The organism is Streptomyces sp. NPDC041108 (assembly GCF_055592645.1).
Genome location: NZ_JBVIYK010000010.1, coordinates 84,604 through 103,407, shown reverse-complemented (window position 1 = coordinate 103,407; position 18,804 = coordinate 84,604). Strand labels below are relative to the sequence as shown.

The 18,804-nt window shown below is 67.6% G+C and carries 16 protein-coding genes and 1 pseudogene; 8 read left to right on the top strand and 9 right to left on the bottom strand.

All coding sequences use genetic code 11. The annotated features are described in order from the left end of the window. Positions 1 to 3: 3 nt before the first annotated feature. Positions 4 to 318, bottom strand: a pseudogene (locus ACZ6BB_RS26800) (MFS transporter); the annotation flags it as partial. Positions 319 to 379: 61 nt separating this feature from the next. On the opposite strand from ACZ6BB_RS26800, the gene ACZ6BB_RS26795 reads away from it, so the two are divergent. Continuing rightward, positions 380 to 832, top strand: coding sequence for a GNAT family N-acetyltransferase (locus tag ACZ6BB_RS26795; RefSeq protein ID WP_471617711.1), 453 nt, complete (start codon positions 380 to 382; stop codon positions 830 to 832). Between the two features lie 80 nt (positions 833 to 912). On the opposite strand, the gene ACZ6BB_RS26790 is transcribed toward ACZ6BB_RS26795, so the two are convergent. Together ACZ6BB_RS26790 and dnaB are read right to left on the bottom strand one after the other, a co-directional pair. Beyond that, positions 913 to 2,298, bottom strand: a complete 1,386-nt coding sequence (locus ACZ6BB_RS26790) for a serine hydrolase domain-containing protein (RefSeq protein WP_471617710.1) — start codon at positions 2,296 to 2,298, stop codon at positions 913 to 915. 50 nt (positions 2,299 to 2,348) lie between these two features. After that, on the bottom strand, positions 2,349 to 3,827 hold the full coding sequence (gene dnaB / locus ACZ6BB_RS26785) for a replicative DNA helicase (RefSeq protein ID WP_037726035.1): 1,479 nt from the start codon (positions 3,825 to 3,827) through the stop codon (positions 2,349 to 2,351). Positions 3,828 to 4,276: 449 nt separating this feature from the next. On the opposite strand from dnaB, the gene ACZ6BB_RS26780 reads away from it, so the two are divergent. Beyond that, positions 4,277 to 5,623 (top strand): MATE family efflux transporter, encoded by a 1,347-nt coding sequence (locus ACZ6BB_RS26780; protein WP_471617709.1) that lies wholly within the window; start codon positions 4,277 to 4,279, stop codon positions 5,621 to 5,623. Positions 5,624 to 5,821: 198 nt separating this feature from the next. Here ACZ6BB_RS26780 and rplI read toward each other — a convergent pair whose 3' ends face one another. The 4 genes from rplI to rpsF all read right to left on the bottom strand — a co-directional run bounded on the left by rplI (position 5,822) and on the right by rpsF (position 7,569). After that, positions 5,822 to 6,268, bottom strand: a complete 447-nt coding sequence (rplI, locus tag ACZ6BB_RS26775; protein WP_005482940.1) for a 50S ribosomal protein L9 — start codon at positions 6,266 to 6,268, stop codon at positions 5,822 to 5,824. Between the two features lie 18 nt (positions 6,269 to 6,286). After that, positions 6,287 to 6,523 carry a 30S ribosomal protein S18 gene (gene rpsR, locus ACZ6BB_RS26770; protein WP_003949403.1) on the bottom strand — a complete coding sequence of 79 codons (237 nt, stop codon included), beginning with the start codon at positions 6,521 to 6,523 and terminating at the stop codon, positions 6,287 to 6,289. Between the two features lie 83 nt (positions 6,524 to 6,606). Next, positions 6,607 to 7,203: a single-stranded DNA-binding protein gene (locus ACZ6BB_RS26765; protein ID WP_037726038.1), complete on the bottom strand. Its 597-nt coding sequence runs from the start codon at positions 7,201 to 7,203 to the stop codon at positions 6,607 to 6,609. Between the two features lie 75 nt (positions 7,204 to 7,278). Then, entirely contained in the window at positions 7,279 to 7,569 is a 291-nt protein-coding gene (gene rpsF, locus ACZ6BB_RS26760; protein WP_005482942.1) for a 30S ribosomal protein S6, read from the bottom strand. Between the two features lie 262 nt (positions 7,570 to 7,831). On the opposite strand from rpsF, the gene ACZ6BB_RS26755 reads away from it, so the two are divergent. The 3 genes from ACZ6BB_RS26755 (at position 7,832) to ACZ6BB_RS26745 (ending at position 10,589) form a co-directional block, all read left to right on the top strand. After that, complete coding sequence (locus ACZ6BB_RS26755) at positions 7,832 to 8,146, top strand: hypothetical protein (RefSeq protein ID WP_471617708.1); 315 nt, start codon at positions 7,832 to 7,834, stop codon at positions 8,144 to 8,146. A 224-nt stretch (positions 8,147 to 8,370) separates the two neighbouring features. Continuing rightward, positions 8,371 to 9,492 (top strand): peptidoglycan bridge formation glycyltransferase FemX, encoded by a 1,122-nt coding sequence (femX, locus tag ACZ6BB_RS26750; protein WP_471617707.1) that lies wholly within the window; start codon positions 8,371 to 8,373, stop codon positions 9,490 to 9,492. Positions 9,493 to 9,557: 65 nt separating this feature from the next. Further along, entirely contained in the window at positions 9,558 to 10,589 is a 1,032-nt protein-coding gene (locus ACZ6BB_RS26745) for an alanine racemase (RefSeq protein WP_471617706.1), read from the top strand. 124 nt (positions 10,590 to 10,713) lie between these two features. Here the strand turns inward: ACZ6BB_RS26745 and ACZ6BB_RS26740 are convergent, their stop codons facing one another. Both ACZ6BB_RS26740 and ACZ6BB_RS26735 read right to left on the bottom strand, forming a co-directional pair. Then, the gene (locus tag ACZ6BB_RS26740) at positions 10,714 to 12,222 is read right to left on the bottom strand and encodes a glycosyltransferase family 87 protein (RefSeq protein WP_471617705.1); all 1,509 of its coding nucleotides are present in this window, start codon (positions 12,220 to 12,222) and stop codon (positions 10,714 to 10,716) included. A 183-nt stretch (positions 12,223 to 12,405) separates the two neighbouring features. Further along, positions 12,406 to 15,072 carry a transglycosylase domain-containing protein gene (locus ACZ6BB_RS26735; RefSeq protein WP_471617704.1) on the bottom strand — a complete coding sequence of 889 codons (2,667 nt, stop codon included), beginning with the start codon at positions 15,070 to 15,072 and terminating at the stop codon, positions 12,406 to 12,408. A gap of 373 nt (positions 15,073 to 15,445) precedes the next feature. Here ACZ6BB_RS26735 and ACZ6BB_RS26730 point away from each other — a divergent pair, with 373 nt between their 5' ends. From ACZ6BB_RS26730 to ACZ6BB_RS26720, 3 genes are all read left to right on the top strand, one after another. Beyond that, a complete protein-coding gene (locus ACZ6BB_RS26730) occupies positions 15,446 to 16,126 on the top strand; it encodes a PadR family transcriptional regulator (protein ID WP_471617703.1) in 681 nt (226 codons plus the stop codon). A 44-nt stretch (positions 16,127 to 16,170) separates the two neighbouring features. After that, positions 16,171 to 17,253 (top strand): inositol-3-phosphate synthase, encoded by a 1,083-nt coding sequence (locus ACZ6BB_RS26725; RefSeq protein ID WP_471617702.1) that lies wholly within the window; start codon positions 16,171 to 16,173, stop codon positions 17,251 to 17,253. A gap of 80 nt (positions 17,254 to 17,333) precedes the next feature. Then, complete coding sequence (locus tag ACZ6BB_RS26720; protein ID WP_471617701.1) at positions 17,334 to 18,668, top strand: MFS transporter; 1,335 nt, start codon at positions 17,334 to 17,336, stop codon at positions 18,666 to 18,668. Positions 18,669 to 18,804 lie beyond the last annotated feature (136 nt).

The window sequence follows — 18,804 nt, the reverse complement described above, 5'->3', positions numbered from 1 at the left end:
CGGTCAGTGGTGAACGACAGCCCGCGGTGCGCTCGCTCCGGCACCCTCGACGTCGGTGCCGGTGGCGTTCCCCCCGCGTTCCAGCATCGACGCGACGAGCGCCAGAACGAGCGCGCTCCCGGCGAGGGCTGCGCCGACCCAGTTGGGAGCCGAGTAGCCGAGACCGGCGTCGATGACGAGCCCGCCGAGCCAGGCGGCGAGGGCGTTGCCGAGGTTGAAGGCACCGATGTTCACAGCCGAGGCCAGCGTAGGGGCGCCTTGCGCCTGGTCGAGGACCCGCTTCTGCAGCGGCGGCACGGTCGCGAAGCCCAGAGCGCCGAACTGGCCCCCCCTGGTCCGCGTCGTGGAGTCGCGGAACGTGTCCGCCTAGGGTGTGCACATGGGAGATCTCGACATCCGTCCGGCAACCGAGAACGACATTCCGGAGATCGTCGCGATGCTGGCCGACGACCCCTTGGGCGCCCAGCGTGAATCGCCGGACGACCTCACTCCGTACCTCTCAGCGCTGAGGCGCCTCAGCGGCGACCCTCATCAGCATGTGGTGGTCGCCGTCCGCGAGAACCGCGTCGTCGGCACACTCCAGCTGACGATCATCCCCGGCCTGTCCCGGCGCGGCTCCACCCGTTCGGTCATCGAAGGAGTGCGGGTGCATGCCGACGAGCGCGGCAGCGGTCTCGGCACGCAGCTCATCGAGTGGGCCGTCGACTCCTCGCGGCGCCTGGGCTGCCAGTTGGTGCAGCTGACGTCCGACGCCACGCGCGCCGACGCCCATCGCTTCTACGAACGCCTCGGCTTCCAAGCGACCCACGTGGGCTTCAAACTGCCGCTCTGAACAGTGAGGTGGACGAGGGCGGGATCCCGTTTCACGTGAAACACCGCGGGCGTGACCCCGGCCCGTCGCCTGAGCCACGCCTACGAGATGCCGCGCCACCCCTCGGGATCCACTCCACCGGGCACCGGAGCCCCCTCCTCGTACGGCTGGCGCGTGAACACGAACGACCCGAGGTCCAGGTGGCTCACGGTCCCGTCCGGCCTTCGTACGGCCCGCAGGAGCTCTCCGGCGAAGTAGCCGTTGAGCCCGGTCCAGCTGCCGTCGTCATTGGCGTGGAAGCGAGCGCCGCGCAGGGTGGCGGAGAGGGGGTCCAGTGAGAGCCCGCCGTCGCCCGTGAGACGCAAGGCGAAGCTGTGGGTTCCCCAGTACCAAGGTCCGGCCAGCTCCAGGACCGCAGCGTCCACGTCGGGTAGCGGCCGCCACGGCTCGGGGATCCGCGGCTCGGCTTCCGCCACGATGCGTACGAGGTCGGCGGCCACGTCCGACACCACGGGCCCCGAGGTGCAGTTGGTCAGCACCACGGCCGCCACATCGTCCTCGACACTGAGGGTGAGCTGCGCGAGGAAGCCGGGTACCGAACCGCCGTGACCGACCAGGAACCGGCCGCCCCGGTGCTGCAGCTGCATGCCGAGCCCGTACGCCACACCGGCCGACACATCGGCGGCCTCCCCCGGCGCGGCCGGCGTACGCATCTCCCGGACGGACTCCGCGCACAGCACCCGGTCGTCCCCCCTGGCCAGGAAGACCGCGAAACGCGCCAGGTCGGACGCGGTCGACCAGAGCTGCCCGGCGGGCCCCATACGGCCCAGATCCTCGACCTTCTCCGGCAGCATCACGTCCGCCCAGGGATGGACGGCCCAGCCGCCGGCGTGCGGTGCCTCCGGGTGCCACGACGTACGGCTCAGCCCGAGCGGTTCGAGCACCTCGCGCCGCAGGACGTCCTCCCAGGCCGCGCCCCGCACCTGCTCGACCAACGCGCCGAGGAGGGTGAAGCCCGGGTTGGAGTAGTGGAAGCGGCGGCCGACGGGGTGCCGGTGGGGCTGTTCTCCGAGCACGTCGGCGAGTTCCGGCCGCAGGGCGCCCGGGGTGCGTTCCCACCAGGGCGACGGCGACTCGGCGGCCAGTCCGCCCGTGTGCGCGAGCAGTTCGGCGATGGTCGCCTCTCCCGCTCCGGTGCCCGGAAGATGCTTCTCCAGCGGATCGCCGAGGTCCAGCACACCCTCGTCGCGCAGCCGCAGGACCAGGACCGCCGTGAAGGTCTTGGTGATCGAGCCGATCCGGTACTGCACGTTCTCGTCCGGCGCGTGCCCCTCCATCGAGGTCCGTGCCCCGCTCCACACCGTCTCCCCGCCCCTGACCACCGCCGCGACCAGTGACGGCGTGCGCCCCTCGGCCTGGGCGACGGCGATGCGGTGCAGCAGAGCCCGGCGTGTGGCGGGGAGCAGCTCTTCCTGAGGTGTTGTCATGCGCCCAGTCCATCGGGCCCGACACCGCGCGTCGAGCGCATTTCCCCGCGTCAGGTCTGTGCCATGTCCACGAATCGTGAGTAGTGGCCCTGGAAGGCGACCGTGATGGTCGCCGTCGGGCCGTTACGGTGCTTGCCCACGATGATGTCGGCCTCACCCGCGCGCGGCGATTCCTTCTCGTAGGCGTCCTCGCGGTGCAGCAGGATCACCATGTCCGCGTCCTGCTCGATCGATCCCGACTCACGCAGGTCGGACACCATGGGCTTCTTGTCCGTACGCTGCTCAGGTCCACGGTTGAGCTGCGACAGCGCGATCACCGGCAGCTCCAGCTCCTTGGCCAGCAGCTTCAGGTTTCGCGACATGTCGGAGACCTCCTGCTGGCGGCTCTCGGACCGCTTTCCACCGGACTGCATGAGCTGCAGATAGTCGATGATGACGAGCTTCAGGTCGTTGCGCTGCTTCAGCCGCCGGCACTTGGCGCGGATCTCCATCATCGACAGGTTCGGGGAGTCGTCGATGTAGAGCGGTGCGGCCGAGACGTCCGGCATCCGGCGGGCCAGGCGCGTCCAGTCCTCGTCCGTCATCGTGCCGGACCGCATGTGGTGCAGGGCGACACGTGCCTCGGCCGACAGCAGACGCATCGCGATCTCGTTGCGTCCCATTTCGAGCGAGAAGATCACGCTCGGCATGTTGTGCTTGATCGAACAGGCGCGCGCGAAGTCCAGCGCCAGGGTCGACTTACCCATGGCGGGACGGGCCGCGATGATGATCATCTGGCCGGGATGCAGACCGTTGGTGAGCTGGTCGAGGTCGGTGAAACCGGTCGGCACACCGGTCATCTCGCCCGACCGCGAACCGATCGCCTCGATCTCGTCGAGCGCGCCCTCCATGATGTCGCCGAGCGGCAGGTAGTCCTCGGTGGTGCGCTGCTCGGTGACCGCGAAGATCTCGGCCTGCGCCCTGTTGACGATCTCGTCGACGTCGTCGTCGGCCGCGTATCCCATCTGCGTGATGCGGGTGCCGGCTTCGACCAGACGGCGCAGGACGGCTCGCTCGTGGACGATCTCCGCGTAGTACTCGGCGTTGGCCGCCGTCGGCACCGTCTGGACGAGGGTGTGCAGATAGGAGGCACCGCCGACCTTGGTGATCTCCCCGCGCTTGGTCAGCTCGGCGGCGATGGTGATGGGGTCGGCCGGCTCACCCTTGGCATAGATGTCGAGAATCGCCTGGTAGATGGTCTCGTGAGCCGGCTTGTAGAAGTCGGGGCCCTTGAGGATCTCTACCACGTCGGCAATGGCGTCCTTGGACAGCAGCATGCCGCCGAGGACGGACTGTTCGGCGTCGAGGTCCTGCGGGGGGACGCGCTCGAAGGCCGAACCCCCGCCGTCCCATTCCCCGTTGTCCCTGCCGCGGTCGTGCCGCTCCTCCCTGCCGCGGCCTCCGTCGTCCGGACGTCGTCGGGAAGGGGGCAGACGATCACCAGGCCCGCTGTCGGCCCACGGGTCGTCCAAGGGCTCGGAAATGCTCACCGAGCGACCTCCTCCCGTCCGCCGAGCGGACCTCGCCGTGCTTCTCATTTCTACGGCACGACACTGACAAATGAGAGGCCCAACTCCGGTTCTGGCGCGTCGGTTTTGCGAGGTTTTCGTGATCTGCCGAGGAGCGGGCGCCGCACCACCGTAGGCCCGTCGGCACCGTCAGCCAATCTGGTTATCCACAGGCCATGTGGACGACGGCCCAGATGCTGTGGAGAACCCCGCGAAACCTGTGCACGACTCGGTGGACAGCCCTGTGAACAAGACCTCGCCTCTTCTGATGAAAACGCCCTGAGCTGCACCTTTGCCGTCCACCGGCTGTGCAGGAGAAAAACTTTCCCGACCGGATCAAGATCATCACGATCTCCGCGCGAGACCGCGCTCGACCAGGCGCATCGTAATAGTCACTAGTGCATTGCATCTCTTACCTGTGGAAGATTAGATTGATGGTCATGACACAGGCTTCCGCGCCCCCCAAGGCCACCCGGCGTCGGCACGATCGCGAGATCATCACGCTGGCCGTTCCGGCCTTCGGCGCACTCGTCGCCGAGCCGCTCTTCCTGATGGTCGACACCGCCGTCGTCGGCCATCTCGGTACCGCACAACTGGCCGGCCTCGGTGTCGCTTCGGCCCTGCTCGTCACCGCGGTGAGCGTCTTCGTCTTTCTCGCGTACGCCACCACGGCCGCCGTCGCCCGACGCGTCGGAGCCGGAGACCTCCGGGCCGCCATCCGGCAAGGCATCGACGGCATCTGGCTCGCCGTGCTGCTGGGCGTCGCAGTCGTGGCCGTCGTCATGCCGACAGCACCCACGCTCGTCGCCCTCTTCGGTTCCTCGGACACAGCGGCTCCCTATGCCACGACCTATCTGCGGATCTCGGCGCTCGGTATCCCCGCCATGCTCGTCGTGCTCGCCGCCACCGGTGTGCTGCGCGGACTCCAGGACACGAAGACACCTCTGTACGTCGCCGTCGCAGGCTTCGTGGCCAACGGCGCGCTGAACGCCTTCCTCGTCTACGGCGCCGATCTCGGCATCGCAGGATCGGCCTGGGGAACGGTCATCGCCCAACTCGGCATGGCGGTCGCCTACCTCTGGGTCGTGATCCGCGGTGCCCGGAGACACGGTGCCTCTCTGCGGCCGGACGCCGACGGGATACGCACCTCGGCTCAGACAGGGATGCCCTTGCTGGTCCGCACGCTCTCCCTCCGCGCTGTCCTCATGATTGCCACCGCGGTCGCCGCCCGGCTCGGGGACGAGGACATCGCCGCGCACCAGATCATCCTCTCGCTCTGGAGCCTGCTCGCCTTCGCCCTGGACGCGATCGCCATCGCCGGGCAGGCCATCATCGGCCGATACCTCGGTGCGGGCGACGCCCAGGGAGCCCGCGAAGCCTGCCGCCGGATGGTGCAGTGGGGGATCGCCACCGGCTCGGTGCTCGGGTTGCTGGTGCTGCTCGCCCGGCCCGTGTTCATTCCGCTCTTCACGGACGACCCGGCCGTGCAGAAAGCCGCGCTCCCCGCTCTGATCGTGGTGGCGCTGGCCCAGCCGATCTCCGGCATCGTCTTCGTGCTGGACGGTGTGCTCATGGGCGCGGGAGACGGGCCTTACCTCGCCCGGGCCATGCTGCTGACGCTGGCGGTGTTCATCCCTGCCGCTCTGCTCGTCCCCGCCCTCGGTGCAGGTCTGACCGCCCTCTGGTGCGCCATGACGTTGATGATGGCGACGCGCATGCTGACTCTGTGGCTCCGCTCCCGTTCCGGCCTCTGGATCGTCACAGGAGCGACCCGCTGACAGAGCAGGGCATGAAGCCGGCGATGTTTCACGTGAAACATCGCCACCTCACGCTGTGCCTCGTGAATCAGTCGCTTCGCCGATGGCCTGGACCGATTGACCGATGGACGCCGGGCGGCACAGAACGTCCGGGCACGCGTATGGGGCCGCACCCTTCGCAGGATGCGGCCCCATACGTCGCTTGAGCGAGAACGACCCTTAGGCCGCGATGACCTCGATGTTGACCTTGGCGGCAACCTCGGGGTGCAGACGCACGGACGTCTCGTGGGCGCCCAGCGTCTTGATCGGAGAGGTCAGCTCGATACGGCGCTTGTCGACCTCGGGGCCACCGGAAGCCTTGATCGCGGAAGCGATGTCGGCCGGGGTGACGGAACCGAACAGCCGACCGGCGTCGCCGGAGCGGACAGCCAGACGAACCTTGACGGCCTCGAGCTGGCCCTTGACCTGGTTGGCCTGCTCGATGGTCTGGATCTCGTGGATCTTGCGAGCGCGACGGATCTGCTCGACGTCCTTCTCGCCGCCCTTGGTCCAGCGGATCGCGAACTTCCGCGGGATCAGGTAGTTGCGAGCGTAGCCGTCCTTGACGTCGACGACGTCGCCGGCAGCGCCGAGGCCGGAGACCTCGTGGGTAAGGATGATCTTCATTGTTCGGTCACCCTTTCCTTAGCGCGCGGTGGACGTGTAGGGCAGCAGCGCCATCTCACGGCTGTTCTTGACGGCCGTGGCGACGTCACGCTGGTGCTGCGTGCAGTTGCCGGTCACGCGGCGGGCACGGATCTTGCCGCGGTCGGAAATGAACTTCCGCAGCATGTTCGTGTCCTTGTAGTCCACGTACGTGACCTTGTCCTTGCAGAATGCGCAGACCTTCTTCTTAGGCTTGCGCACAGGCGGCTTCGCCATGGTGTTTCTCCTGTGTGATCAAGAAGTTTGGGGATGCGCCCCCGTCTTCGCCCTCCAAGGCCGGTGATCCGACCCGGGAGGCCTTAGAAGGGGGGCTCGTCCGAGTAGCCGCCACCGCCGCCGGAGCTACCGCCCCAGCCGCCGCCACCGCCGCCCTGGTTGCCACCGGCGGGTGCGCCGCTGGCCCACGGGTCGTCGGCGGGAGCACCGCCGCCCTGCTGACCGCCGCCGGAGCCTCCGCCCCAGCCGCCGCCACCTTGGCCGCCGCCGTTACCGCCGCCACCGCCGTAACCACCCTGGCCACCGCGGCCGCCGCCGGCGGTCTTGGTGACCTTGGCCGTGGCACTGCGAAGGCTGGCGCCGACTTCCTCGACGTCCAGCTCGTAGACCGTGCGCTTGACGCCCTCACGGTCCTCGTAGGACCGCTGCTTCAGCCGGCCCTGCACGATGACGCGCATGCCTCGCTGGAGCGACTCGGCGACGTTCTCCGCCGCCTGACGCCAGACCGAGCAGGTCAGGAACAGGCTCTCGCCGTCCTTCCACTCGTTGGTCTGACGGTCGAAGGTGCGGGGGGTGGACGCGACACGGAACTTCGCGACCGCCGCACCGGAAGGGGTGAAGCGCAGCTCGGGGTCATCGACAAGATTGCCGACGACCGTGATGACGGTCTCGCCTGCCATGGGGGTACCTCTCGGCGGGTTTGCTGCTGGCTGCTTGTGCTGCTACTCGAATCCCGGGATCGACTGAGCGGAAGCTCAGTGGGTCTCGGGGCGGAGGACCTTGGTCCGGAGGACCGACTCGTTCAGGTTCATCTGGCGGTCGAGCTCCTTGACGACCGCAGGCTCGGCCTGCAGGTCGATGACCGAGTAGATGCCCTCAGGCTTCTTCTTGATCTCGTACGAGAGACGACGACGGCCCCAGGTGTCGACCTTCTCGACCTTTCCGTTGCCCTCACGGACGACGGAGAGGAAGTTCTCGATCAGGGGGGCGACAGCGCGCTCCTCCAGATCGGGGTCGAGGATGACCATCACCTCGTAGTGACGCATGTGGAACCCACCTCCTTCGGACTCAGCGGCCACGGTCGTTCCGTGGCAGGAGGGTTGTGATGCGTACGCAACGGTATCGGCCACCACTGACAATCGAACTTCCCGCGGGAAGCTCTGTCATGGTCTGGGCAGACACCGGTGCAGACGGTACAGACTACCTGCACCCCCGCTTCCGGTTGAAATTGGGGGGCGGTGACCGTCAATCTGTACACATCGGGTGTGTATGGCGCTACGATGCGCCGCCTTCCGCAGGAGGTGCCCTATGGCACAGACATTGCGACCCACCATCGCCGGCTCCCTGTTCGCCACCGACGACAAGCCTCATCCCGTGCAGGACACCCTGCTGGCCGTGACGCTCGTACTCGGGGCGGTCTCCTTCATCACGGCGATGTTCCACCATCTGCACCTGCTCAGCTCCTGGACGGGGCTGGTGGGCATTCTGACCGGCGCGTACGGGCAGTTCATCTCGGAGACGACCCGTGAGCGCTTCGGCCTGATCGTGGGTCTCGGTGCCTCGGCGGTCGGTTTCTTCCTCGGTATGGCCCATGGAGGCCTCTTCGGTGGAGTGATCGGCTGACTTCGCACACCCGGCCGCTCGGGCGGCGCGCCGTGTTCCTTGCTGTCCGCCGCCTTACATCGGACCAAGCGGCCGAATAACACCGCCTGGCGTCCCGGCCGCGTACCGGCCGGGCCCCAGGTTCCATACGGCCATTCGAGGCGCCCGCAGGGCGCAGTAGGCTTCGGCGCGAGAGCCGGAGCCCCTGTACCCATGGGGACACACCAGCCCGAGGAGCGCCCTGAATGAGCCTGACCCTGAGGACGATCAGCCGTGAGCAGCATCTGGCATACATCCAGAGCCTGCCCTCGGCTAGCCACATGCAGGTCCCGGCCTGGGCCGACGTGAAGGCCGAGTGGCGCTCCGAGAACCTCGGGTGGTTCGACGACAGGACCGGTGAGATGGTCGGGGCCGGCCTGGTGCTGTACCGCCAGCTTCCCAAGATCAAGCGCTACCTCGCCTACCTGCCCGAGGGCCCGGTCATCAACTGGTTCGCTCCGAACCTCACCGACTGGCTGGAGCCGATGCTCGCCCATCTGAAGCAGCAGGGCGCCTTCTCGGTGAAGATGGGCCCGCCGGTGATCATCCGGCGCTGGGAGGCCACCTCCATCAAGGCGGGTATCCAGAACCCCGATGTAAAGCGCCTGCGCGACATCGAGGCCGACTTCATCGAGCCGCGGGCCTTCGAGGTCGCCGACAAACTGCGTCGTATGGGCTGGCAGCAGGGCGAGGACGGCGGGGCCGGCTTCGGTGACGTGCAACCCCGCTACGTCTACCAGGTGCCACTGGCCAACCGCTCCCTGGAAGAGGTCCACAAGAACTTCAACCAGCTGTGGCGCCGCAACATCAAGAAGGCCGAGAAGGCCGGCGTCGAGGTCGTCCAGGGCGGTTACCAGGATCTGGAGGAGTGGCAGCGGCTGTACGAGATCACGGCCCTGCGCGACCGTTTCCGGCCGCGCCCGCTGTCGTACTTCCAGCGCATGTGGACGGCCCTCAACACCGAGGACCCCAACCGCATGCGGCTCTACTTCGCCCGCCACAACGGCGTGAACCTGTCCGCCGCCACCATGCTGGTCGTCGGCGGACACGTCTGGTACTCCTACGGCGCCTCGGACAACATCGGCCGTGAGGTCCGGCCCTCGAACGCGATGCAGTGGCGCATGCTGCGCGACTCCTACGCGCTCGGAGCGACCGTCTACGACCTGCGCGGCATCTCCGACTCGCTGGACGAGACGGATCACCTGTTCGGCCTGATCCAGTTCAAGGTGGGCACGGGCGGACAGGCCGCCGAGTACCTCGGCGAATGGGACTTCCCGCTGAACAAGCTGCTCCACAAGGCGCTCGACATCTACATGTCGCGCCGCTGACGCCCCCGTTTTTGTTTCCATACCTCTGATACACCGCAGCCACCAGAAAGGTTCCGGGACCGTCCATGGCGCTCACGCTGTACGTCGACACCGCGCGCTGGCGGGCACACCACAAGCATGTTCAGGAGCAGTTCCCGGGACTCGTGCCCGTCTGCAAGGGCAACGGCTACGGCTTCGGTCACGAGAAGCTGGCGGAAGAGGCCACACGCCTCGGGTCGGACATCCTCGCCGTCGGCACCACGTACGAGGCGGCCCGGATCAAGGACTGGTTCAGCGGCGACCTGCTGGTGCTGACGCCCTACCGCCGCGCTGAGGAGCCCGTTCCCCTGCCCGACCGCGTCATCCGCTCCGTGTCGTCGGTCGACGGCGTGTACGGCCTTGTGGGCGCCCGTGTCGTCATCGAGGTCATGTCCTCGATGAAGCGGCACGGAGTGAGCGAGCAGGAGCTGTCCCAGCTCCACGCGGCCATAGAGAACGTGCGCCTGGAGGGCTTCGCCATCCACCTGCCGCTGGACCGCACAGACGGCTCTGACGCCGTCGAGGAGGTCATCGGCTGGATGGACCGCCTGCGCGCGGCCCGCCTGCCGCTGCACACCATGTTCGTGAGCCACCTCAAGTCCGAGGACCTCATCCGTCTGCAGCAGCAGTTCCCGCAGACCCGTTTCCGGGCCCGCATCGGCACGCGGCTGTGGCTGGGCGACCACGAGGCGACCGAGTACCGCGGGGCGGTGCTGGACGTCACCCGCGTCGCCAAGGGCGACCGCTTCGGTTACCGGCAGCAGAAGGCCGCCTCCGACGGCTTCCTGGTGGTGGTGGCGGGCGGTACATCGCACGGCGTGGGTCTGGAGGCGCCGAAGGCGCTGCACGGTGTCATGCCGCGTGCCAAGGGAGTGGCCCGGGCGGGGCTCGCCACGGTCAACCGGAACCTTTCTCCGTTCGTCTGGGCCGGCAAGCAGCGCTGGTTCGCCGAACCGCCGCACATGCAGGTGTCGATCCTCTTCGTCCCGTCGGACGCCCCGGAGCCGAAGGTCGGCGAGGAACTGGTGGCCCATCTACGGCACACCACCACGCAGTTCGACCGGTCGGTCGACCGCTGAGGGCCCTGCCTCTCGAGAGCTGGGCGAACGAATCGCCGAACGGATCGCCCCCAGCATCACGCGGAGGGCCGTACACGACACCTCGTGTACGGCCCTCCGCGCTACCCGCTCACACTCTGTTCGCTCAGAGCGAACTGCCCTCTTGGTCGCGGTTGCCCCAGTCCACCGGGGGTCCTTCGAAGTGCATCGCGTGCCGCGGAGGGCGGGCCGCCGCACCGTACACGTGAACGTCCTCCGCGCCGTCGAGCACTCCTCCGGAGGGATCGTCGTCACCCGCCCGGCGCACCGGGTCTCGATCGGGCATGAGGATGTCCCGGACGACGATGACGCACAGGAACAGCGTCCCCAGCAGATGGGCCATGATCGCGAGGTGGTAACCCTCGGCAGGCAGGCCCTTGTGGGCGTCTCCACTGGTCGTGTAGGCGAGGTACATCCAGATGCCCAGGAAATACGCCACTTCGCACGCCTGCCAGATGAGGAAGTCCCGCCAGCGGGGCCGCGCCAGCGCGGCGAGGGGGACCAGCCAGAGCACGTACTGCGGTGAGTAGACCTTGTTGGTGAGGATGAAGGCCGCGACGATCAGGAAGGCGAGCTGCGCGAAGCGCGGGCGGCGCGGCGCGGTCAGCGCGAGCACGGCGATACCTCCGCAGACGAGCACCATCGAGACCATCGCGTACGCGTTCGCCGTCTCGGCCGTGATCTGAATGTTCAGCCGCTGCGAGATGACCAGGAAGAAGGAGCCGAAGTCGACGCCGCGTTCCTGACTGAAGCGGTAGAACTTCGCCCATCCGTCGGGGGCCAGGAGCATCACCGGCAGGTTGACCGCGAGCCAGGCCCCGACGGCACCGAGCAGCGCGGTCACGAACCCACGCCACTTGCCCGCCCGCCAGCACAGCACGAAGAGCGGTCCGAGCAGCAGGAACGGATAGAACTTGGCAGCCGTGGCGAGTCCGAGAAGCACGCCGAAGGCGAGAGGCCGACCACGCGACCACATCAGCGTGGCGGCGGCCAGCATGGCTACGGCGAGCAGATCCCAGTTGATGGTGGCAGTCAGAGCGAAGGCGGGCGCCAGCGCCATCAGGAGGCCGTCCCAGGGGCGCCGACGGTGGATGCGTGCGCAGCAGACGGCGATGACGGCCGCGCACGCCATCAGCATCCCGGCATTGACCATCCAGTACCACTGCTCTTGGTCCTGAATGGTGCCGCTACCGGGAGTGAGCCAGGCAGCGACCTCCATGAACACACCCGTCAGCACCGGGTACTCGAGGTACTCCATGTCGCCGGGGATCTTGTCGAAGTACGGCACGAGCCCGTCGGCGAAGCCACGCCCCTGGTAGAGGTGCGGGATGTCCGAGTAGCAGGCATGCGTGTACTGGGAGCTGGCCCCGAAGAACCAGGCGCCGTCGTAGCAGGGCAGCTTCTGCACCATGCCCAGCGCGAACATGCCGATCGCCACGAGCGCGACGACTCGTACCGGCGTCCACCAGGACGTGCCGAGCAGCGCCCGCCGCCCGATCGGGCCGCCGATCAGCTCACTGCCGGTCGCGGCGACCTCGTCCTCCTTGGTCGGCCGTACGGGCTCCGGCTCGTCCACGCTCACTCGCGTCGTCTCTGCACTGGGCATGCCGCACATCCTGCCGTACCTGTCTGGGAATCCGCCCAAGGCCGCCGCATCCCGTCGCGGGCCAGGGCGGATGTTTCACGTGAAACACAGCCCCTGACGCTCTCCGGAACCCCAGGGACGCTCAAGGGCCACCGCACCTGATCGGTGCGGTGGCCCTTGTTTCACGTGAAACACCTTCTGCCGGGCGAGGAGCTACCCGTTGGGGCCTCCGAAGAGTCCTCCCCCGTTCTGATTGCCTCTCGTATCGTCCTCCGACTCCGACGGTGTCGCCGTCGCCCCGCCATCGGTTCCCCCGACGTCCGTACCACCCGCGTCCGTACCACCCGGGTCCTCACAGGTGGGGTCGAACGGGTTGTCGCAGATCTCGCTGGGCGTCGGTGACGGCGTGGGCTCGCTCTCGGAGGGCGTCGGGCTCGGCTCGGGGATCTCCTCCTCCGACTCGCTCGGCGTCGGGGTCGGAGTCGGGTCCGGGTCGTCGTTCACGATCACACCGATCGGCTGGGGTTCCGGGAAGTCCACAGCCGGCTGCCCCTCGAGGGCGTCCTCCATGTAGTCGTGCCAGATCTCGGCCGGGAACGAGGCACCGTGGATCGTCTCCTGACCACCCGTGCCGTACATCTCCAGGAACTTCCGGTTCTTGTTGGACTCGTCGTCGTCCATGCGGTACATGCTGATCGCGGTCGACAACTGCGGGGTGTAGCCGACGAACCAGGCCGACTTGTTGCCGTCGGTGGTACCGGTCTTGCCCGCCACCTCACGGCCGGTGAGCCGGGCCGACGTACCGGTTCCCTCCTCGACGACGGTCTTGAGCACGTCGGTGACGTTGTCGGCGACCTCCGCCGTGAAGGCCCGCTTGGGTTCGGCGATGTCGTCGTGGTCGAACATGGTCAGACCCTCGTGCTCCACCGTCTTCACGGAGAACGGGTCGTTCTGCTTGCCGCTGGCGGCGAAGGTCGCGTAGGAGCCCGCCATACGGATCGCACTGGGATCGGAGATGCCGATCGAGAAGGACGGGAAGCTGGTGCCGGTCAGGCTGCCCTCCTTGAGGCCTGCCGCGACGGCGGCCTCCTTCACTCGATCCAGACCGACGTCCATGCCCAGCTGCACGAAGGCCGAGTTCGCGGAGACCCGCATCGCCTCACGGAGGTCGATCTGGTACTTCGGCGCACTGCCGTACGACGCGTCATCGTCGTTGGCCTGCAGCCACTCCTCACCCTTCTCGTTGGTCCAGACCTGCCCGTCGTAGTCCTTGATCTTGAGGTTGTTCTTGCCGCTGTACAGGCTCTTCGGCGAGACGATGGTGCGTTCGTCCTGCGCTTGGTCCCCGTCGAGGTCGGGATCGCGCTTGCCCCAGGTCATGGCTGCCGCGAGCACGTACGTCTTGAACGTCGAACCGACCTGCGCACCGGTGACGTCGGCGTTGTTGGTGAAGTGCTTGGTGGCGTCCTCACCACCGTAGATCGCCTCGATGGCACCCGACTTCGGATTCACGGACGCGCCGCCGAACTGCACATGCGTGTCGGTCTTCGGGCGCTGGCCGGGCTTGATGTTCTCCTTGCGGACCTTCACCACGGCCTTCTCGAGTTCCTTGACCTTCTTCCTGTCGAAGGTCGTGTGGATCTCGTAGCCGCCCTGCTCCAGCTGCTTCTGGGTGATGTCCGTGTTGTTGAGGATGTAGCCCTTGGCGGTGTCGACGAGGTAGCCGATCTGACCGCCCAGCTGCGCGTTGGACCGAGGACTCTGAATCTTGGGGAAGTCGGGGTACTTGGCCAGCTCGGCCGCGGGCAGGTGCTTGTCCTTGACCATTTCGGTGAGGATCCAGCGCCAGCGGTCCGTGGCCCGCTTGCGGTTGTTCTCCGGTGAGGCCTCCGGGTCGATCGACGGCGCGCCGGCCGGGTCGTAGTACGTCGCGCCCTTGAGGACAGCGGCCAGGAAGGCGCACTGGCTCGGGTTGAGCTTCGCGGCGTCCTTGCCGAAGTACGTGCGGGCGGCCGCCTGGATGCCGTACGCACCGCGACCGTAGTACGCGGTGTTCAGGTACCCCGACATGATCTCTTCCTTCTCGACCGAGGTTCCCACCTTGACCGAGATGAAGAGTTCCTTGACCTTCCGCGACAGGGTCTGCGACTGGTCGTCGAGCATGGCGTTCTTCACGTACTGCTGGGTGATGGTCGAGCCACCCTGCGTCTGACCGCCCTTGGCCATGTTGACGACGGCTCGCGCGATACCCATCGGGTCGACGCCACTGTCGGTCTCGAACGTCTTGTTCTCGGCCGACATGACGGCGTAGCGCATCGCCTTGGGGATCTTCTCGTACGCGATGATCTGGCGGTTGACCTCGCCACCCGTCGCGACCATCTGCGAGCCGTCCGACCAGTAGTAGACGTTGTTCTGCGCCGTCGCGGCCTGGGCAGGGTTGGGCACCGCCACGACCGCGTATCCGATGCCGGCCGCCGCCACCAGACTGCCGAAGAAGCCGATGAGCAACCCGGTCACCTGACGCCACGACGGCACCCAGCGCATCACTCCGTACGTGCCGGCACGCGGGTAATCGATGAAGCGCTTCTTGCCGGGCGGAGCCGCGCGCCCACGGCCGCGTCCTGGTCCGCGCCCCGCGGGCTCGGCGGCTCTGCGACGGCTCGCGCCGACGCCGCTGTCGGCGCTTCTCTGCGACGCCCGACGCGTGGCGGCACGGCCCTCGTACTGGGTCTCCTCACCTCCCGAGCCATAGGTCTCGGAAAGTGACCCGGTGGCGCCCCGCGGTGCCGCGCGGCGGCCGGCGGACGCCGACTGGCCGCGTCGGGCCGCGGCACGTCCGCCTCCCTGCGGCTGCGGCGGTTTGCGACGGTGCTCGCTCATCGAACGACTACTCCTCGGGCAGGCGCACCCGTGCGCGCCTGGAAACGGCGGCTGGTTTCCGGTCCCCCCGAAGTACGGATGCGGTCGTGCTGGCATTCATCCGTACCGCACCCAGGACGGCGACGTGCTCAAACGTCACTCGGCTCCCGGTGATGTGCATGCCGCACAGACTACGCACCGCCAAAACCCACTGAGGACCGAACTTCACCCCAAATCAGGCAACTTGCTTCCTACTAATCGGTGATGTGACCCCGTTCACCGAATCCCCACTTGTCGCATCCGTAGGGGCGTTCTATCGTCTGGATGTATCGAGTCGATACATCAGCTCGGCATAAAACGTGTCGACGGGGCAAGCGGGAGAGGGGAGGCGACGATGAGCCGGCGCTCCGGGATACTCGAGTTCGCCGTCCTCGGTCTGCTCCGCGAAGCCCCGATGCACGGCTACGAGCTGCGCAAACGACTCAACACGTCGTTGGGTGTGTTCCGTGCGTTCAGCTACGGGACCCTGTACCCCTGCCTCAAGACGCTGGTCGCGAACGGCTGGTTGATCGAGGAACCGGGTGGTACCCCGGAAGATGCTGCCGCCGCCCCGCTGACGGGCCGCCGCGCCAAAATCGTCTACCGGTTGACGGCGGAAGGTAAGGAGCACTTCGAGGAGCTGCTCTCGCAGACGGGTCCCGATGCCTACGAGGACGAGCACTTCGCTGCTCGCTTCGCGTTCTTCGGGCAGACCTCCCGTGATGTGCGTATGCGCGTCCTGGAGGGCCGTCGCAGCCGTTTGGAGGAACGGTTGGAGAAGATGCGGGCCTCGCTGGCGCGCACCCGAGAACGCCTCGACGACTACACGCTCGAGCTCCAGCGCCACGGGATGGAGTCCGTGGAGCGCGAAGTGCGCTGGCTGAACGAGCTCATCGAGAGCGAGCGGGCAGGCCGGGACCTGAAGGGTCCCGGTGACGCAGAGCCCGCTCGCGACACCACAGAGGGAGCGCCGGGCGCCCTGCCCCGGCCCGGGGATCTCCCCGGGCCGGATGCGCCCGGCGACACCACCACGTGAGGTCCCTGCCAGGACCTCACTCGTACACACAGGGAGCAGCCGGAATGGGTTCGGTTCGCGTAGCCGTCGTCGGTGTGGGCAACTGCGCCGCGTCGCTGGTGCAGGGAGTCGAGTACTACAAGGACGCCGACCCGGCGTCGAAGGTCCCGGGCCTCATGCACGTCCAGTTCGGCGACTATCACGTCCGTGACGTGGAGTTCGTCGCCGCCTTCGATGTCGACGCCAAGAAGGTCGGTCTCGACCTCGCGGACGCCATCGGCGCCTCCGAGAACAACACGATCAAGATCTGTGACGTGCCCGCCACCGGTGTGACCGTGCAGCGCGGCCACACCCTCGACGGTCTCGGCAAGTACTACCGCGAGACCATCGAGGAGTCGGCCGAGGCCCCGGTGGACGTGGTCCAGGTACTGAAGGACAAGCAGGTCGACGTTCTCGTCTGCTACCTGCCCGTCGGTTCCGAGGCCGCGGCGAAGTTCTACGCCCAGTGCGCCATCGACGCCAAGGTCGCCTTCGTCAACGCCCTTCCGGTCTTCATCGCCGGTACCAAGGAGTGGGCGGACAAGTTCGTCGAGGCGGGCGTCCCGATCGTCGGTGACGACATCAAGTCGCAGGTGGGTGCCACCATCACGCACCGCGTCATGGCGAAGCTGTTCGAGGACCGGGGTGTTGTCCTGGACCGCACGATGCAGCTGAACGTCGGCGGCAACATGGACTTCAAGAACATGCTCGAGCGTGAGCGTCTGGAGTCCAAGAAGATCTCCAAGACCCAGGCCGTCACCTCGCAGATCCCTGACCGGGAGCTCGGCGAGAAGAACGTCCACATCGGTCCGTCCGACTACGTCGCCTGGCTCGACGACCGCAAGTGGGCGTACGTCCGCCTCGAGGGCCGCGCGTTCGGAGACGTCCCGCTGAACCTGGAGTACAAGCTCGAGGTCTGGGACTCCCCGAACTCCGCCGGCGTCATCATCGACGCCGTGCGTGCCGCGAAGATCGCCAAGGACCGCGGCATCGGGGGCCCGATCCTTTCGGCGTCCTCGTACTTCATGAAGTCCCCGCCGGTGCAGTACTTCGACGACGAGGCCCGCGAGAACGTCGAGAAGTTCATCAAGGGCGAGGTCGAGCGCTGACCCAAGCGTTCGTAGTGGGCTGTTGAGGGTCTCCGGGGCGCGTCCCCGGGGGCCCTCCCCTATAGGTGAGGTTGGGCCCCATGTCCGTCGTGCGCGACCTGCGCCTCCTGCTCCGCCTCCGCGACTTCCGGCGTCTGCTGGCCGTCCGTCTGCTGTCCCAGGGAGCCGACGGCGTCTTCCAGGTCGCTCTCGCCACCTACGTGGTCTTCTCTCCCGAGAAGCAGACGTCAGCGGCCGCCATCGCCTCCGCCATGGCGATCCTGCTCCTTCCGTACTCCCTCGTCGGCCCCTTCGCGGGCGTGCTGTTGGATCGCTGGCGGCGTCGCCAGGTACTGCTGTACGGAAACCTGCTGCGTGCCCTGCTGGCGTCCGTGACGGCCGTCCTGATCCTGAGCCATGTGCCCGACTGGCTCTTCTACGTCTCCGCCCTGTGTGTCACCGCGGTCAATCGTTTCGTGCTGGCGGGGCTCTCCGCCGCGTTGCCCCGAGTGGTGGACGCCGACCGCCTGGTGGTCGCCAACTCGCTCTCCCCGACAGCCGGAACGCTGGCCGCGACCGCCGGCGGCGGGCTCGCCTTCGTCGTCCGGCTCGTGGGCTCGGACTCCGACGCGGCGGTGGTGCTGCTCGGCTCGGCCCTCTACCTGTGTGCGGCCCTCGCCTCACTGCGTATCGCCCGCGACCTGCTGGGCCCGGAGCCGGAGTCGGTGCAGCTTCAGCTGCGTGCCGCGCTCGCCGGGACCGCACGCGGCCTGGCAGCGGGCGTGCGGCATCTCGCCGAGCCCGGGCGGCGGGCGGCAGCCTGGGCACTGGCGTCGATGACGCTGATGCGCTTCTGCTACGGCGCCCTGACGGTCATGGTGCTCATGCTCTGCCGGTACGCCTGGCCCTCCGGCAGTTCCGACGCGTCCGGCTCCGAGGAGGGCCTGGCCCTACTGGGTCTTGCCGTGGGGATCTCGGGAGCGGGATTCTTCACCGCGGCGGTGATCACGCCCTGGGCTGCCGGAAGGCTGGGGCCGAGCCGCTGGATCGTCGGCTGCTCCGTTGCCGCGGGCCTGCTTACCCCGCCCCTCAGTCTGCCCTTCGCGCAGGTGCCGCTGTTGATCGCGGCGTTCGTTCTGGGTCTGGTCACCCAGGGAGCGAAGATCGCCACGGACACGATCGTGCAGTCCTCCGTCGAGGACGGCTACCGGGGGCGGATCTTCTCCCTCTACGACGTCCTGTTCAACGTCGCCTTCGTCGGTGCCGCCGCCGTTGCGGCCCTGATGCTCCCGCCGGACGGCCGCTCGGCCGCTCTGGTGATCGTCGTAGCCGTGGCCTACGGGCTGATCGCTGCCGCCATGGTCCGCTTCGGCATGACTGAGCAACGGCGAGCCGGAAGCGTCGATGTTTCACGTGAAACATCGACCCCTCAGTGACGGCGGCCCTGTCGACGTAGAAACAGCGCGGCGGGGGGGGGGGGGTGGTGTTGGGGAGGGAAGCGAGAACCGCGCCACCCCACGCCCCCCCTACCAACAACCCACCACTCACAAAAAACCCAACTCCCCACACAAC

Coding starts and splice junctions, on each gene's coding strand:
- ACZ6BB_RS26730 (WP_471617703.1), top strand. CDS start 15,446: ATGAGCCGGCGCTCCGGGATACTCGAGTTCGCCGTCCTCGGTCTGCTC.
- rplI (WP_005482940.1), bottom strand. CDS start 6,268: ATGAAGATCATCCTTACCCACGAGGTCTCCGGCCTCGGCGCTGCCGGC.
- ACZ6BB_RS26790 (WP_471617710.1), bottom strand. CDS start 2,298: ATGACAACACCTCAGGAAGAGCTGCTCCCCGCCACACGCCGGGCTCTG.
- ACZ6BB_RS26745 (WP_471617706.1), top strand. CDS start 9,558: ATGGCGCTCACGCTGTACGTCGACACCGCGCGCTGGCGGGCACACCAC.
- ACZ6BB_RS26725 (WP_471617702.1), top strand. CDS start 16,171: ATGGGTTCGGTTCGCGTAGCCGTCGTCGGTGTGGGCAACTGCGCCGCG.
- ACZ6BB_RS26720 (WP_471617701.1), top strand. CDS start 17,334: ATGTCCGTCGTGCGCGACCTGCGCCTCCTGCTCCGCCTCCGCGACTTC.
- ACZ6BB_RS26795 (WP_471617711.1), top strand. CDS start 380: ATGGGAGATCTCGACATCCGTCCGGCAACCGAGAACGACATTCCGGAG.
- ACZ6BB_RS26740 (WP_471617705.1), bottom strand. CDS start 12,222: ATGTGCGGCATGCCCAGTGCAGAGACGACGCGAGTGAGCGTGGACGAG.
- femX (WP_471617707.1), top strand. CDS start 8,371: ATGAGCCTGACCCTGAGGACGATCAGCCGTGAGCAGCATCTGGCATAC.
- ACZ6BB_RS26755 (WP_471617708.1), top strand. CDS start 7,832: ATGGCACAGACATTGCGACCCACCATCGCCGGCTCCCTGTTCGCCACC.
- rpsR (WP_003949403.1), bottom strand. CDS start 6,523: ATGGCGAAGCCGCCTGTGCGCAAGCCTAAGAAGAAGGTCTGCGCATTC.
- ACZ6BB_RS26765 (WP_037726038.1), bottom strand. CDS start 7,203: ATGGCAGGCGAGACCGTCATCACGGTCGTCGGCAATCTTGTCGATGAC.
- ACZ6BB_RS26735 (WP_471617704.1), bottom strand. CDS start 15,072: ATGAGCGAGCACCGTCGCAAACCGCCGCAGCCGCAGGGAGGCGGACGT.
- rpsF (WP_005482942.1), bottom strand. CDS start 7,569: ATGCGTCACTACGAGGTGATGGTCATCCTCGACCCCGATCTGGAGGAG.